This window comes from Spiroplasma endosymbiont of Tiphia femorata, assembly GCF_964020225.1.
Classification (GTDB): Bacteria; Bacillota_I; Bacilli_A; order Mycoplasmatales; family VBWQ01; genus Spiroplasma_E.
In genome coordinates, this window is sequence record NZ_OZ026544.1 from 612,306 (window position 1) to 628,724 (window position 16,419).

Here is a 16,419-nt window from a genome sequence, read left to right on the forward strand (position 1 = left end):
TTTGATTATTTTTACAAGTATGCTTTTAAATGCAAAATAACGTCTAAATTAAAGACGTTTATTTTATGATACCTATACTATTAATTATATTGAAATTGTTTATTATATTTTAAATATGAAAGTGTTTTTTTTATTTAATTTTAAATTACACTTATATATGTATATAATAAACAAGTAAATTAATATTTTAAATTATTTACAATAAATTTTGATTTTTTTAAAATAGTTAGGAGAAGTAAATGTGAATTTTAATTATAAATGAAATTTTAGAGAACAAAGTGCAAAAATTGATAAATTAGTTTTAGAACATATAACAAAAAAATGAGAAAAATGAGATTGAAGAATAAAAAATACAAGAGATAAAAAGAAATATAAAATTGTTGATTATCAATATCGAACAAGAAAAATAATGTATGGATTAGTAACTTATAAAAGAAGAATTTATGAATATTTTGATGAAAAATTACAAAAATGAGTTCGTGTTTGTTTAGTTGATGAATGACTAGAATTACCTAAATATAAAAGAATTGGTGAAGATGTTGAACAAACTATTATTGAATATTTTGCTGATGGAAAAAGATATCATGATATTTGTGCTATTTGTAAAAAAGCAGGTATTAGTGTTAGTACTGTTCATAGAGTTTTTAAAAATTTAGAAGTAATTGAAGCAAATCCAGTAAAAGTAAAATTAGAAAAAAATCAACCTATTTTTGTAGCAATTGATGATGGACATCGAAAGTTTTGAGATTTTAAACGTAAAGGTATAAAACACTCTATGAGATTAATAACAACATATACAGATAATATTAATCATAAAGTACAAAATAAAAGAGTAAAAGCAATTATTAGACCAACAAGAACAGCAATTGGAGTTAAAAAAACTGCTGAATTTTTTTTAGATAAATTCCATTTAATTAGAACATTATATCTTGGTATAATGGCGGGAAATAAAGGAAAATATTGAAGTGAATATAATAATTGTAAAGATTTCATTAATAATGGTCAATATGAACAATTAATTGATTATTTATATAAAGAATTAGATAATCATAAAAAGTTAAAAAAACAATATTTTAAAAATAATAAAAAAGGTATTGTTAATCAAGGTGCAAAATGAAATATTGGTTGTTTTACTGAAACAAATATTTGACATGTTTTAAAAGAAATGATTGTTAATAGAACATATAGTATTTTTATTTATATAAAAATGGTTATTTTTAAATGTAATCAAATAAATTTAAAAACATAATTTTACTTATTTTAAAATAAAAAATTAAAAAAACTTATTAAATTAAAAGTTAATAAGAATTTTTGTTATATATTTATGTTAATTAAATTATTAAAATGTTTTTATAATTTATAAAATTGAGTATTTTAATTGTAATATTTTTAAATTAGTAGTAAGATAAATTTACAATTTCATAAAAATCCAAATTATTTCTTGTCTAAAATATAATAAGATTACAACGATTTAATTTATTCCGGATTTTTGACAATCTCCCTTAAATAATATTAACTTATTTGATAAATATAATGAAAATATTTCATATATTAATTTGGAAATTTAGATTATTTATTAAAATATCCATCAGGATATATACCATCCCATTTGGTATCACCTTCATTTTTTGGTTTAATGCCAAAATATAAATCTATTTTATGACTATCATCTCTTGGATGTTCTCATATAGTTGCCCCCCCAAGTCACTGTATAATCTCAATTTAAAAATGACTTATAATTATTAGTTTTATTATATGAAACTATTCCTAAGATTAAACCAGTAACACCAGTTATTATAGCAAATGATAATGCTATTTTTTGAAAATTTGTTTTGATTCATGTTTTCATATTAAATTACTCCTTACTTATATTTTTATAAAATTGTACAACGTTTTGAACAACATTTATTTTTTTTGATATTTTGTTTTTGTTTATTGTTTTTTATTTTTTTATCTTCTACTACTTCATTTAAATTTATATGTTCTCATACTTCTTCATTATAAGTGATTGATTGTCTAACTCCGTTTATATTATCTACATATCATGTTGTTGTATTATTTTTAGATGTTTTCATATTAAATTACTCCTTTTTTTCCTTGATTTTACTTTTAAATTGTACTATTTTTGATTATTTTTACAAGTATGCTTTTAAATGAAAAATAACGTCTAAATTAAAGGCATTTATTTTGTGATACCTATACTATTAATTATATTGAAATTGTTTATTATATTTTAAATATGAAAGTGGTTTTTTAAATAATTTTTATTTTATTTAAAATTACACTTATATATTTATATAATAATTAAGTAAATTAATTTTTTAAATATATTTACAATAAATTTAGATTTTTTTAAAATAGTTAGGAGAAAAAAATATGAGTTTCAATTATTTATGAAATTTAAAAGAAGCAACCAAAAAAATGTATCAATCATTTAGAGATGATATAAAAAATCAATGAGAAAAAACAGATTGAAGAATATTAAAAGAAAGAGATAGAAAATATATTCCAGTTAAAATTAAAGAAAGAACTAGAAATACTATCAATGGTCTTGTTACTTATAAATGTCGTGATTATAAATATTATGATGAACAATTAAAAAATGAGTAAGAGTTTGTTTATTAGATGAAGAATTAGAATTACCTAAATATAAAAGAACTTGTCAGGATATCAAAAATAATGTTATTGAACATTTTGCTGTTGGAAAAAGATATGTTGATATTTTACATACTATGAAACAAACAAAATTTAGTACAACAAGTATTAGTAGATTATTTCAAGAATATCAAGTTAATAAATTAGATGTTCCTAAAATAAAATTAGAACCAAATCAATTTATTTATATTAGTATTGATGATGGACATCGAAAATTTTGAAAATATAAACGCAATTCTGGTAAATATTCAATGCGTTTAGTATTATTTTGTACAGATAATGTTAATCATAAATTAGTTAATAAAAGAGCAGATGTAATAATAAGACCAACAAAAACAGCAATTGGTGTTAAAAAAACTGCTGAATTTATTAAAGAACAAGGAAATAGATTTTTTGAAAATTTTGACCAAGCAAAAATAATTATTTGTGGAGATAGTGCAGGATGAATTAAAGAAGTTGCTGATTATTTAGGTGCAAGTTTTGTTTTAGATAAATTCCATTTAGTTAAAAAATTATATGTTGGAATAATCGCTGGAAATAAAGGAAAATATTGAGATGAATATAAGATTTGTAGAAATTTTATTGAAAATGGTCAATATGATGAGTTAATAAAATATATGAATGAAATATTAAAAAATCACAAAAAATTAAAAAAACAATATTTTAAAAATAATAAACAAGGTATTGAAAATCAAGGTGCAAAGTGAAATATAGGTTGTTTTACAGAAGGTAATATTTGACATATTTTAAAAGAAATGCTTGGTAATAGAACTTATAACATAAATATTTATATTAAAATGGTTATTTTTAAATGTAATCAAATAAATTTAAAAACATAACTTAATTTATTTTTTTATTAAAATTTTGAAAACTTATTAAATTAAAAGTTAATAAGAATTTTTGTTGTGTATAAATATTAATTTTATTTTTCATTTTTTTAATATTTGTATTTTAATTGCAATTAATTTAATTTAGTAGTAAGATGTATTTACAATTGCATATAATTACAATTATTTCTTGTCTATAATTTTAAAGAAATGTTTAAAAAGTAATTATATCCTCCGTTTTTATTACCGTCCCTTTTAGTAAATAAAACTAAAAAAACTTTATTTTAGTAGTATAATAAAAATACTTACTTAGTTAAGGGTAAGTAAATATTCATTGCGGTTGGCACCTAACAGTGAATAGGAGTTACCATTATTGGTAACTCTTTTATTTTAAATAATTATTATATACCTCAAAATTTAATAATATTTAAATTATTTATATAATATGAAAATAAAAAATATTGTAAAAATTTCTAAAATTTGGTAAAAGATAAGTGTAAAACTAAATATAGTTTTTAACCCATTGCTTTGTTTGTAAGTAAATGGGTTTTATTTTACTAAGAAGGTGTATAAAATGCGTGATAATGATAAAAGAAAATCAACAACATTTCAGCGAATAATGGAAAATAATCCAGAAAATATTTTTGCTCAAACCGATAGTTCTATAAAAAAAAGACATGGAGGTTTAGCAATAAAATCTTCTAGAAGTGAAAATAGTTTAAATGAATCAAATAATGAAGCAAATAATGATAGTAATGTTTTAAATAAATATAAATATAATTGTCTTACAATTATAGAAGATCAAAAGATAAGTAAACTTAGAGAAGAAATTTTTAATTTTACAAAACAATTAGAAGATGTCAAAAGAACAAATGATGATTTAAATAAAAAATTAACTATTATTAGAGAAAATCTTTTTGAATTAGAAATTATTCAACTTAAACCATTACTTGATGATTTAAAACGTAAAGAAAGAAAAATGGAAATAAATAAAACTAAGAAACAAAATACAACCGATAGTGAATTTAGAGAATATTTTGCGCTTAAAAAAACAATATCAGATAAAGAATTAGAAATTGAAGAACAAAGAAATATAAAAAAAGAATTGAATAATAATATTGAAAAAAATAATTCTAAAATTGAAGAATTAGAAAATACTATAAGCAATTTAAATAGTGAACTAGATAGTTATAGTGATGATTGGATGCCGTTATCATTAAAAGAAAATATTAATAGAAGAATAGAACTACAAAGAAAAATTGATGAAGAAAATTTAACTGAAGAGCAAAAACTAGAAATATTAGAAAATATTTCTAAGTTAAAAAAAGAAATAAAAAAAGAATGAAATATTAAAAGTCAAAATGTTCAAAAAATTTATGAAGAAATTTTTCCAATTGAAGATAAGATATTTTATATAACAACTTTAGTTTATAATGATGAATCAATTTTTGAAGAAATAATATATTTTGATAATAATGAAAAAAATGAGGTTGAAGTTTGAAAACAGACTAAAAAGTACCAGAGTATTGAAGAATATAAAAAAAGCACTTGTTTAATTGATAAAGAAAATGCAAATAATATTAGTACAATGCCAGTTAAAGAATTATTAAAAGAACAAATGGAATTAAAATCAAAGCCATCTAAAACCGAGTGAAAAGTTTGGGTTATTATTTTAGTCATTACTATTGTTATTGCTGTTCTTCCAAATTTGCTTCCTGTGATTTTAGCTCCTTATTTGGCTGCTGCAGTAGTGGCAGCAATTAAGATTGATATTGTTATTGCTTCAGTTTTTATTAGTGGAGGTTTTAAAGCAATTACATCAGTTTTTTCAACTGCATCAAAAAAAGTTGAATCATGAATTTATAATAAAATATTTAAAAATAATAAAGATAAAAAAGAAAAAGAAAAAAAAGAAGTTAAATCAGTATCTAAGGATTTAACAAGTGATAAATTAGAAACTAAGTTAGAAACACAATTTAATATATTAAAACAAGAACTGGATGGTAGAAAACTTAAAACTATAAATGAACTAATGAATGATAAAACAATAATAAATGTTGAAAATAATATAATTCCAGTTGAAAATCAGTTTGATGTAGATAAAGCAAATTCTATGGCCAATATGCAACCTCCTACAAATGTAAGACAACGACGTTATTCATTTTAAAATATAACGATAATTAGTTTAATTATTCTTACTTAATTAAGTAAGAATAATTTTTTATATATTTTTATATATATTTTTAATAAAAAATATATAATTTTATTGAGTATTTAAAGGTAGAAAAAATATTCAAAAAGTGAAAGGAATAATAAATTATGCCATGAAAATCTATTGAGAATAATAAATTAAAACAAGAAGCACATGCTAAAAATGCTGATAAAATAAATAAAGCTTGAGGAGAAAAAAATGAATCTGAAAGAAGAGAAAGAGTTTGTAAAAATCTTGAGTTAGATAAATCAAAAATAAATAGTGAATCTTCTTCAAGTGAAAGCAAAAACTCTAGTAGTAAAAACAGTAACCAGTTATAAAAAAAACAATTTTTTTAATTTATTTTTTTAATCTTAATTAAGATATTGATGAAATTAGCATTTATGTTATTAAAAATAGTGTTTATAACTTAAAAGATATATAATAAAAAATTATTTATTTAATCTTTTGTAAATTTTTCTTGATTTTAATATATATATATCATATAATATACAAGCTAGAATAAGCCAAAGACAGCAACGGACTTTTGTCTTAATTATGTTGCTCAGGTAATTTCCATCATTATATATGCATGTGATTTACTCGGTTTTGCTCCGAGTTTTATTTACTACTTATTGCTAGTTATTTCAGAATAATAAGGAGGTGTACTTATGCGCCCAGCAATGGTTGAAAAACAAAAAACTATTGATTTAATTGCTAAGCAAATTAATGATTCAAAAACAACAATTGTTGTACAATATCAAGGTATGAATGTTGAAGAAATTAGTTCTTTACGTAAGGAATTAAGAGCTAAAGGTGCAACATTCACTATTTATAATAATAATTTAGTTGCTCGTGCTTTAAAAAAAGAATATTCATCGCTTGAAAGTAGTTTAGTTGGCCCAAATGGTTTTATCTTTGGATTTGAAAACGACTTAGAAACAGCTAAAATAGTTTCTAATTATGCTAAAATTAATAAATTATTAGTATTAAGAGGTGGCATTTTTGAAGGGAAAGTTATTGACCAAAGTGAGTTACAAAAAATAGCTTCATTACCATCAAAATTAGAATTAATTTCAATGTTAGCTTCTTGTTTACAAGCACCAGTTCGCAATTTGGCTTTAGCAATTAAAGCAGTAGCCCAACAAAAAGAAAACGCATAATTAACACTTATTAAATAAAAAAAATATGGAGGAAAAAATAATGGAAAATATTACAAATAAACAAATTATTGAACATGTTAAAACAATGACAGCAGTTCAATTAAAAGAATTAGTTGAATTAATTGAAACAACTTTTGGAGTAACTGCAGCAGTTGCTTCTGCACCAGCAGCAGCTAAAGAAGAAGCAACAAAACCATCAACAGTTTCTGTAATCTTAAAAGAAGTAGGAGACAAAAAAGTTGATGTTATTAAAGCAGTTAAGGCAATTGTTGGTGGTACAATGTCTTTAATGGATGCTAAAAAAATGGTTGATGCAGTAGCAACAGGACCACAAAAGATTTTAGAAAATATTGATACAGCAAAAGCAACAGAACACGAAGCAACGTTAAAAGCCGTTGGTGCTATTGTTGAAGTTAAGTAGTTCAAATATTAAAAATTTATATGAAAACCAGTTTTAATTAATACTGGTTTTCTGTTTGTTATTTAACTAAAAATTATCAACTTAAAACTTAATATTTTATCAAACTAATTAGTAATTTAATACTAATTAACTGAAATCAAATTATTTGATTTTAATAAATTTTTAAAATTGGAGATGAACCAATGTCATATACTACAAAACAATTTGGTCATTATGCAAAAAGACGTGACTATACTAAAGTATCAGGAAATTTAGATCTTCCTGATTTAATTTCAATTCAACGTGATACTTATAAATGATTTATTGATACAGGAATACAAGAAGTATTTAATGAAATATTTCCGGTAACTGATAATGATAATCGTATTATTTTATCATTGATTGATTGAGAATTTCGTAAACCAAGAAGAACATTAAAAGAAGCAAAAGATGAGTCAAAAACTTATGAAGCACCAATCTATACAAAATTATCTTTATCAATTCATGAAAATAATCGTCATTTAACTATTGCTGCTAAAGATAATATTTTAGATTATTTAATGCGTTGAATTAAAGACCAATTTGGTATTAAAAACATTAATGAACCAAAAGTTAGCGATAATATATATTATTTTGAAGAAAAAAATGTTCATGCTAATAGTGAATTTTCAACTATTGAAGTTACTATTAAAAGTAGAGAAGAAGATGTTTTAATTGTTGATTATACATTAACTCGTGAAGGAGATGTATTTTTAGGTGATTTTCCATTAATGACACAAAAAGGAACCTTTATTATTAATGGAAGTGAAAAGGTTGTTGTTTCACAATTAGTTCGTTCACCAGGTGCATATTTTAAAATTGAAATTGATCCAAAAACCGGATTATATAAATTTTTAGGTGATTTAATTCCATCACGTGGAACTTGACTAGAATTTGAAACTGATTCTAAACGTAATAAATTAGTTGGTAATAAAAATGCAATTAAAGATATTATTCAAGTTAAAATTGAAAAATCACGTAAAATTGCAGTAACCACTTTACTTACTGCCTTAGGATTAACTAAAGATGATGTTATTAATATAATTGGTAAAGATGATGTTTTATTGAATACTTATGAATATGATGAACATCAAAATTGACCAGCAGCAGTACAAGAAATTTATAAAAAAATTAAAGCTGGAGAAACTGCCAGTGTTGATGGTGCTGCAAAATTTTTAACTGGATTATTATTTGATTCAAAAAAATATGATTTAACAAAAGCAGGAAGATATAAGTTAATTCAAAAATTAGCTATTACAGATCGTGTTTTAAATTATACTCTAGCTGAAGATATTAAAGATATTAGAGGTAAAGTTGTTTTATCCAAAAAAACAGTAATTGGTAAATCACAATTAGAAATTCTAAAAACAGTATTAGAAGAAGGAGCATGTTTAGTACCTTTAAAAACATCAATTAGTGATAGTGAACCAAAACATTATGTGCAGTTAATTAAAGTTTATAATGATAAAGAAAGATTAAATGAAGTTATTAATGTTGTTGGAATTAATCCTAAATGTAAAGAAGTAATTATTACTATTGCTGATATTTTAGCAACTCTTTCTTATATTTTAAATTTTGTTCATGGTATTGGTAATGCTGATGATATTGATCACTTAGCAAATCGTCGTATTCGTACAATTGGTGAATTACTACAAAACCAATTTCGTATCGGAATGGGACGTATTGAAAAAAATGTTAAAGAAAAAATGTCAACTACTGATAGTGATAAAATGAAACCAGCAAATATTACAAATAATAAACCATTAACAGCTGTTATTGGTGAGTTTTTTAACTTATCACAATTATCACAATTTATGGATCAAACTAATCCATTAGCAGAATTGGCTAATAAAAGACGTTTAACTGCTTTAGGACCTGGTGGATTATCACGTGATCGTGCTAGTTTAGAAGTTCGTGATGTTCACTATTCTCACTATGGAAGAATTTGTCCAATTGAAACTCCTGAAGGACCTAATATTGGTTTAATCAATAATTTAGCCACTTATGCTCGTATTAATGAATACGGTTTTATTGAAACACCTTACCGTCAAGTAATTGCAGGTAAAATTACTAATGAAATTAAATATTTAACTGCCGGTGAAGAAAAGAATTATATCATTGCACAAGCTAATATTGAATTAGATACTAATAATGTTATTAAAAATAATAATGTTATTGCTCGTAGTAATGGTCAAAATATTATTGTTGGACCAAACGAAGTTGAATATATTGATGTTTCACCAAAACAAATTGTGTCAATAGCTACAAGTTGTATTCCCTTTTTAGAAAATGATGATGCTAACCGTGCTTTAATGGGTGCTAATATGCAACGTCAAGCAATTCCATTATTAAAACCACAAACACCAATTGTTGGTACGGGTGTTGAGTATGCTGTTGCTCGTGACTCAGGATTAGCTATTGTTGCTAATTTACCGGGAGTTGTACAATATGTTGATTCTCATGAAATTATTATTAAATCAGAAGATGAAATAACAACTTATGAGTTAAGTCGTTTTGAACGTAGTAATCAAGGAACAGCAGTAACTCATGTGCCATTAGTAAAAGTTGGTGATAAAGTTGAAGTTAATCAAATTTTAGCAGACGGACCTTCAATGAAAGATGGTGAACTTGCATTAGGACAAAATGTAATTATTGCTTTCATGACTTGACATGGTTATAACTATGAAGATGCTATTATTATTAGTGAACGTTTAGTAAAAGATGATGTTTATACTTCAATGCATATTGAAGAATATAATTTAGAATGTCGAAAAACAAAACAAGGTAAAGAAGAAATTACACGTGAAATCCCTAATACTTCTGAACAATCAAGACGTTATCTTGATGATGAAGGAATTGTTTTAATTGGAACTGAAGTTAAAGAAGGAGATATTCTTGTTGGTAAAGTTACACCAAAAGGTCAAACACAATCAACTGCTGAAGAAAAATTATTAGCAGCTATTTTTGGTGAAAAATCACGTAATGTTAAAGATAATTCATTACGAGTACCTAATGGTGGTGGTGGAATTGTTCAAGATATTAAACGTTATAAACGTGAAGATGGTTTTGACTTACCTTCAGAAGTAGAAGAAGTAGTTAAAGTATTTATTGTACAAAAACGTAAAATCCGAGAAGGAGATAAAATGGCTGGAAGACACGGAAATAAAGGTGTTATTTCTAAAGTCTTACCAATTGAAGATATGCCTTTCCTAGAAGATGGAACACCGGTTGATATTATGTTAAATCCATTAGGAGTACCATCGCGGATGAATATTGGACAAATTCTTGAATTACACTTAGGAATGGCTGCTAAAACTTTAGGAATTAAAGTAGCAACCCCTGTTTTTGATGGTGCAAAAAATCAAGACTTGTTAGATATTATGAAAGAAGCAAAATATAATGACTTTGATAAATTAACATTATATGATGGTTTAACTGGTGAAAAGTTTGCCAAGAAAATTTCAGTTGGTGTTATGTATATGTTAAAACTATCACACATGGTAGATGATAAATTACATGCTCGTAATGTGGGTCCATATTCATTAATTACTCAACAACCATTAGGTGGTAAGGCACAAAATGGTGGACAAAGATTTGGAGAAATGGAAGTTTGAGCATTAGAAGCTTATGGTGCTGCTCATACTTTACAAGAAATCCTAACTATTAAATCTGATGATATTAAAGGTAGAATTAAAACTTATGAAGCGATTCTACGTAATAAACAAATTCCAACGCCAGGTATCCCTGAATCATTTAATGTTTTAACAAAAGAACTACAAGGTTTAGGAATAAATATTGTGTTAATTGACGAAAAAGGTCAAGAACAAAAAGTGGTAACTTACGATGAAGAAGTCGAAAGTTATCTTGAGGATTAGAAAAGGAGTAATAAATATATGCAAATGCAAAAAAATTCAAAACATTATACTGCCCTTAAAATTTCTCTTGCTTCTCCCGATCAAATTCGCTCATGATCACATGGAGAAATTACAAAGCCAGAAACAATTAATTATAAGTCATTAAAACCTGAAAAAGATGGATTATTTGATGCACGAATATTTGGACCAACTAAAAATTATGAATGTACTTGTGGTAAATATAAGAAAATAAAAAATAAAGGTAAAGTTTGTGAACGTTGTTTAGTAGAAATTACTGAAGCAATTGTTCGACGTGAACGTTTAGGACACATTGAGTTAGAAGAACCAGTAACTCATATTTGAATGTTAAAGGCTTCTCCTTCAAGAATTGCGTTAGCATTAGATATGAAAGCTAAAGACTTAGAAGAAGTAGCATATTTTGTTTCTTATATTGTTTTAGATCCAGGGACTGCTAAAGGTTTAAAACAAAAAATGATTATGGATTTAGGTAATGCTAAATCTTCAACTGATACTCGTAATCGTTTACGTAAAGTATTTGCACAAATTTTAGAACAATTAGAACCTTCTTCTTTTGCTTATACTCGTGCTCAAATGTTAACTGATACTTTAGCAGATACTTCACGTCCATTTTCAATGGATGAATGTGCTCAATTTATTACTAAACATACTGGAACAAAATTTGGAATTGGTGCTTCAGCTATTGAGTATTTATTAAAAAATATTAATTTAGAAAAAGAATTTCTTGCCATTAAAAAACAATTGACAAACAAGAAATCACAAACTGATCGTAGAAAACTAGAACGTCGTTTAGATGTTATTGATTCATTTGCTAAATCAGGAAATAAACCAGAATGAATGGTATTACATGCTATTCCGGTGATTCCACCTGATATTCGTCCAATTATTCAGTTAGATGGTGGTCGTTTTACAACATCAGAAATTAATGATTTATATCGAAGAATTATTATTCGTAATGAACGCTTAAAAAAAGTAAAACAAATGGGAGCACCAATCTTAATTATTAATAATGAAAAAAGAATGTTGCAAGAATCAGTTGATGCTTTATTTGATAATGAACGTAAAGCACGTCCAGTAACAGGAAGAGATAAACGTCCATTAAAATCTTTAACTTCAACATTAAAAGGAAAACAAGGACGTTTCCGTCAAAACTTATTAGGTAAGCGTGTTGATTATTCAGGTCGAAGCGTTATTGCTGTTGGTCCGGAATTAAAAATGTATCAATGTGGTATTCCTCGTGATATGGCAATTATTTTGTTCAAACCTTTTGTTGTGCAAAGATTAGTTCATCAAGAATTAGCTTTAAATATTAAAATTGCTGAAAAATTAATTGAAATTCAAGATGAACGAATTTGAGATGTTTTAGAAGAAGTAATTAAAGATCGTCCTGTCTTATTAAACCGTGCTCCAACTTTACACCGTTTAGGAATTCAAGCATTTGAACCAATTCTAGTTAAAGGGAAAGCTATTCGTTTACACCCACTAGTAACTCCTGCTTTTAATGCTGACTTTGATGGTGACCAAATGGCTGTTCACGTGCCAATTACTCAAGAAGCAGTAGCTGAAGCAAGAAGTTTAATGTTAGGTTCAAAAAATATTTTAAGTCCTAAAGATGGTAAACCAATTGTTACGCCAACTCAAGATATGGTTCTTGGTAATTATTATTTAACTATTGAAAAATTAGATGAATTAGGTCAAGGTTCAATTTTTAAAGATGTTAATGAAGCAATTAAAGCTTATGATACAAAACAGGTTTCATTACATGCTATTATTGGAATTCGTGTTGCTAGTTTAGGTGCAAGTAAATTTGCTGCTACCGATCAAAATAAATTTTTAATTACTACTATTGGTAAGATTATTTTTAATCAAATGTTTTCAGAAAGAATGCCATTTATTAATCGCCCAAATATTATTAATTTAACTGAAACTCATAATGAAGATTTAGTTGCCACTGATGTTGATTTTCGTGAATTTATTAAAAAAAGAGTTATTGTTGAACCATTTAAGAAAAAAGCTTTAGCAGATATTATTCATAAATATTTTAAAACTTTTGGAACTCAATTAACTGCACAAATGTTAGATAAAATGAAAAATCTTGGTTTTAAATTTTCAACAATTTCAGGAACAACAATTTCTGCAGGCGATGTTGTATCTTATTCAGGTAAAACAAGATTATTTAAAGAAGCAGATGAATATGTTAAAACAATTAACAAGTTTTATAAACAAGGTATGTTAACTAATCGTGAGCGTCATTACCATATTATTAATAAATGAAGTGGTATTAAAAACAATATTCAAGTTGAACTAGAAACAGTTTTAAGAAAAGATATTGAAAATCCAATCTTTATGATGTGAGATTCAGGTGCTAGAACTAATATTAGTAACTTTACTCAATTAGTAGGGATGCGTGGTTTAATGAATAATCCAAAAGGAGAAGTTATTGAATTACCAATTAAATCTTCATTCCGTGAAGGATTAAATGTTTCAGAGTTCTTTATTTCTACCCATGGTGCTCGTAAAGGAATGGCAGATATGGCGCTTAAAACTTCTGACTCAGGTTATTTAACAAGAAGACTAGTTGACGTTTCACAAGATATTATTGTTACTGAAGAAGATTGTAATACCAGTAATGGCTTTATAATTAGTGACGTTGTTGACCAAAAACGTAATAATATTATTGTGCCGTTACGTGACCGTTTATTTGGACGTTTTGTTCAAGGTGATGTTGTTGATAGTAAAAATAATGTAATTGTTGCAAATAATGAATTAATTACTGAAAAATTAGTAGAAACAATATTAGAGGCAAAAATTACAAAAATAAATATTCGTTCAGTTTTAACTTGTGAAGCAAGTTATGGTGTTTGTCAAAAATGTTATGGTATTAATTTAACAACAGGTTCTATTGTTGCTATTGGCGAAGCAGTTGGAATTATTGCAGCGCAATCAATTGGTGAACCAGGAACTCAACTAACGATGAGAACTTTCCATACTGGAGGAGTTGCTGGTGGTAGTGATATTACCCAAGGATTACCAAGAATTAAAGAATTATTAGATATTACTAATCCCAAAGGTGCTGTTGCTATTATTAGTGAATTTGATGGTAAAGTAACAGATATTCGTGAAGAGCAAGGAATTTATACAATTACTGTAAAGTCAAAACTTGACTATAAAGAATACAAAACTCAATATAATGCGCAGGTAAGAATTAAAATTGGTGATAATGTTAAGATTGGCCAAAAACTAACTGAAGGTGCAATTAATATTACACAATTACTAGAAGTAGCAGGAATCATTGAAGTTCAACAATATATTTTAAAAGAAGTACAACGTGTTTATCGTTTACAAGGAATTGAAATTTCTGATAAGTATATTGAAATTATTGTAAAACAAATGTTGAATCGTATTTTTGTAGTTGAAGGTAATGATTCACCATTATTGCCTGGAGCGATTGTTGATATCAAAGAATTTAAGAATGTTAATGCCAAAATTATTGTTGCTGGTAAAAAACCTGCTTTTGGTCATCCAATTATTTTAGGGATTAAAAAAGCACCATTAGAATCAGAATCATTCTTGGCTGCTGCTTCTTTCCAAGATACAACAAGAGTATTAACTAATGCTGTTATTAAGTCAAAACAAGATAATTTACGTGGTTTAAAGGAAAATGTTATTTTAGGAAACTTGATACCGGCCGGTACTGGTTTAATGCCAACTGAGAAGTTAATAGGTATGGGTAATTCTTCACTTGAAGAAGAATACTAAATTAAATTAAAATAAAAAGTGAGAATTTTATTCTCACTTTTTAAATATTTATATTTTATTTTACTAGTTGTATGTTTTAAAGATAGGATAAATATATTTCTGGACATTCTTGTGTATAATTAATTTTACCAGAATTTATAAATTTTTTTGTTTTTTTATTAAACACTTGCATTGTTTTTTCAGATTTTTCTTTTGCTTCACATTCTTCTGAATTATCTTTTTTATGGAGATGTATTCTTTTAAAATTTTCGTCTTTCAGTATACTTGTTTCTTGTAGTTCACTACCAATTCCACTATCTTTACTATTATGTTTTAAAGATAATTTTCTTAAAAGATTACTTTTATTATCATCTTTAGTAAAGTCCGTTGTAATTTCTTGTAGTAATTGATTGTTAATTTCACTATCTTGACTTAAAGTTAATATTACATTATTTATTTTTTCCTCTGATTTAGAAGGTACTACGATATTACTATCATCATCTTCGTTAAAATCATTATCTTTATTTGAAGTTAATTTTGCATTATCTATTTCTTCGTCTGATTTAGAAGGTACTACAATATTACTATCATCATCTTCGTTAAAATCATTATCTTTATTTGAAGTTAATTTTGCATTATCTATTTCTTCGTCTGATTCAGAAAGTATTTCAATATCACTATCTTCTTCTTTAAAACCATTATCTTTATTTGAAGTTAATTTTGCATTATCTATTTCTTTTTTTTCATTAAAAACAGTATCTTTAGTATTATCTTTTAAAACAGTTGGTTTTAAAAAACTAGGGCTGATAACATTTTGATAAAACATTTCTTCTTTTTTATGATTAGATTGAACTTTATCAAGTAAATTTTTAAGAATTATTATATCTGAAAAGATTTCATCATAAGTAGCAATAATTGCATGTTTATTTATTACGGTTTGATATATTCTTTGACCAGCATTTTCTTGGGTGATTAAAGAAGAATAATCACAAGTGTTATTAAAATTACAATTTGTTTTTGCTTTTTTAATAAAATCAGCAGTTAAAAGTATTATAAAACTATTTATCTTCTTTCTTCTATTTAAACTTCCATATTTATTTAATGAAGCTTCAATTTCTCAGTCAATATGTTGTCTACATTTTGTATGTATTCCTAGAATAAGAATAGTAATAGTTGTATCTTTTAAATGATTTTGTCTAATAGTTTTAGCGATTTCATTATTTGATCATGTGGTATCAATATCCCCTATTTCTACAGACATGTCTTTTATATTTAAATAATTAGCATACTTTTTAATTAACTCTGCTAATTGGTCTTTTTCTTCTTGTTCTCTTAGATGATGATATGAAATAAAAATTTTTCTCACTGTTTAACTCCTTTTTTTAACATTATTAAAAATTATGTTTTATAATCAAAAAAATTATAAAACATAAGTCTTAATAGGTAATTTTAAAGATATTGTTTTAAAAATTTAAATTTGTTTTTTACTTATATTTTATTTAAACATTTAATA

General features: G+C 25.2%; 12 protein-coding genes and 1 other annotated feature. Of the genes, 9 read left to right on the top strand and 3 right to left on the bottom strand.

Translation table 4 applies throughout. The features are described from left to right. Positions 1-241: 241 nt before the first annotated feature. Positions 242-1,249 carry a UPF0236 family transposase-like protein gene (locus tag AACK83_RS03790; RefSeq protein WP_338959481.1) on the top strand — a complete coding sequence of 336 codons (1,008 nt, stop codon included), beginning with the start codon at positions 242-244 and terminating at the stop codon, positions 1,247-1,249. A gap of 414 nt (positions 1,250-1,663) precedes the next feature. Here AACK83_RS03790 and AACK83_RS03795 read toward each other — a convergent pair whose 3' ends face one another. Then, positions 1,664-1,849 carry a hypothetical protein gene (locus tag AACK83_RS03795; protein ID WP_338958723.1) on the bottom strand — a complete coding sequence of 62 codons (186 nt, stop codon included), beginning with the start codon at positions 1,847-1,849 and terminating at the stop codon, positions 1,664-1,666. 25 nt (positions 1,850-1,874) lie between these two features. After that, positions 1,875-2,075: a hypothetical protein gene (locus AACK83_RS03800; RefSeq protein ID WP_338958725.1), complete on the bottom strand. Its 201-nt coding sequence runs from the start codon at positions 2,073-2,075 to the stop codon at positions 1,875-1,877. A 301-nt stretch (positions 2,076-2,376) separates the two neighbouring features. Here AACK83_RS03800 and AACK83_RS03805 point away from each other — a divergent pair, with 301 nt between their 5' ends. The 8 genes from AACK83_RS03805 to rpoC all read left to right on the top strand — a co-directional run bounded on the left by AACK83_RS03805 (position 2,377) and on the right by rpoC (position 14,927). Then, the gene (locus tag AACK83_RS03805; protein ID WP_338958727.1) at positions 2,377-2,610 is read left to right on the top strand and encodes a hypothetical protein; all 234 of its coding nucleotides are present in this window, start codon (positions 2,377-2,379) and stop codon (positions 2,608-2,610) included. A gap of 11 nt (positions 2,611-2,621) precedes the next feature. Further along, positions 2,622-3,494: an Mbov_0401 family ICE element transposase-like protein gene (locus AACK83_RS03810; RefSeq protein ID WP_422397101.1), complete on the top strand. Its 873-nt coding sequence runs from the start codon at positions 2,622-2,624 to the stop codon at positions 3,492-3,494. 562 nt (positions 3,495-4,056) lie between these two features. Next, the gene (locus AACK83_RS03815) at positions 4,057-5,649 is read left to right on the top strand and encodes a hypothetical protein (RefSeq protein ID WP_338959484.1); all 1,593 of its coding nucleotides are present in this window, start codon (positions 4,057-4,059) and stop codon (positions 5,647-5,649) included. A gap of 152 nt (positions 5,650-5,801) precedes the next feature. Next, positions 5,802-6,014, top strand: coding sequence for a hypothetical protein (locus AACK83_RS03820; protein WP_252320294.1), 213 nt, complete (start codon positions 5,802-5,804; stop codon positions 6,012-6,014). Positions 6,015-6,182: 168 nt separating this feature from the next. Then, positions 6,183-6,308: a sequence feature (ribosomal protein L10 leader region), on the top strand. 36 nt (positions 6,309-6,344) lie between these two features. Then, on the top strand, positions 6,345-6,836 hold the full coding sequence (gene rplJ / locus AACK83_RS03825; protein ID WP_338959486.1) for a 50S ribosomal protein L10: 492 nt from the start codon (positions 6,345-6,347) through the stop codon (positions 6,834-6,836). Between the two features lie 40 nt (positions 6,837-6,876). After that, positions 6,877-7,257 carry a 50S ribosomal protein L7/L12 gene (gene rplL / locus AACK83_RS03830; protein WP_252320298.1) on the top strand — a complete coding sequence of 127 codons (381 nt, stop codon included), beginning with the start codon at positions 6,877-6,879 and terminating at the stop codon, positions 7,255-7,257. 182 nt (positions 7,258-7,439) lie between these two features. Beyond that, a complete protein-coding gene (locus tag AACK83_RS03835) occupies positions 7,440-11,150 on the top strand; it encodes a DNA-directed RNA polymerase subunit beta (protein ID WP_338959488.1) in 3,711 nt (1,236 codons plus the stop codon). A 24-nt stretch (positions 11,151-11,174) separates the two neighbouring features. Beyond that, the gene (gene rpoC, locus AACK83_RS03840; protein ID WP_338959800.1) at positions 11,175-14,927 is read left to right on the top strand and encodes a DNA-directed RNA polymerase subunit beta'; all 3,753 of its coding nucleotides are present in this window, start codon (positions 11,175-11,177) and stop codon (positions 14,925-14,927) included. Positions 14,928-15,003: 76 nt separating this feature from the next. Here the strand turns inward: rpoC and AACK83_RS03845 are convergent, their stop codons facing one another. Continuing rightward, positions 15,004-16,272 carry a TIR domain-containing protein gene (locus AACK83_RS03845; RefSeq protein WP_338959490.1) on the bottom strand — a complete coding sequence of 423 codons (1,269 nt, stop codon included), beginning with the start codon at positions 16,270-16,272 and terminating at the stop codon, positions 15,004-15,006. Positions 16,273-16,419 lie beyond the last annotated feature (147 nt).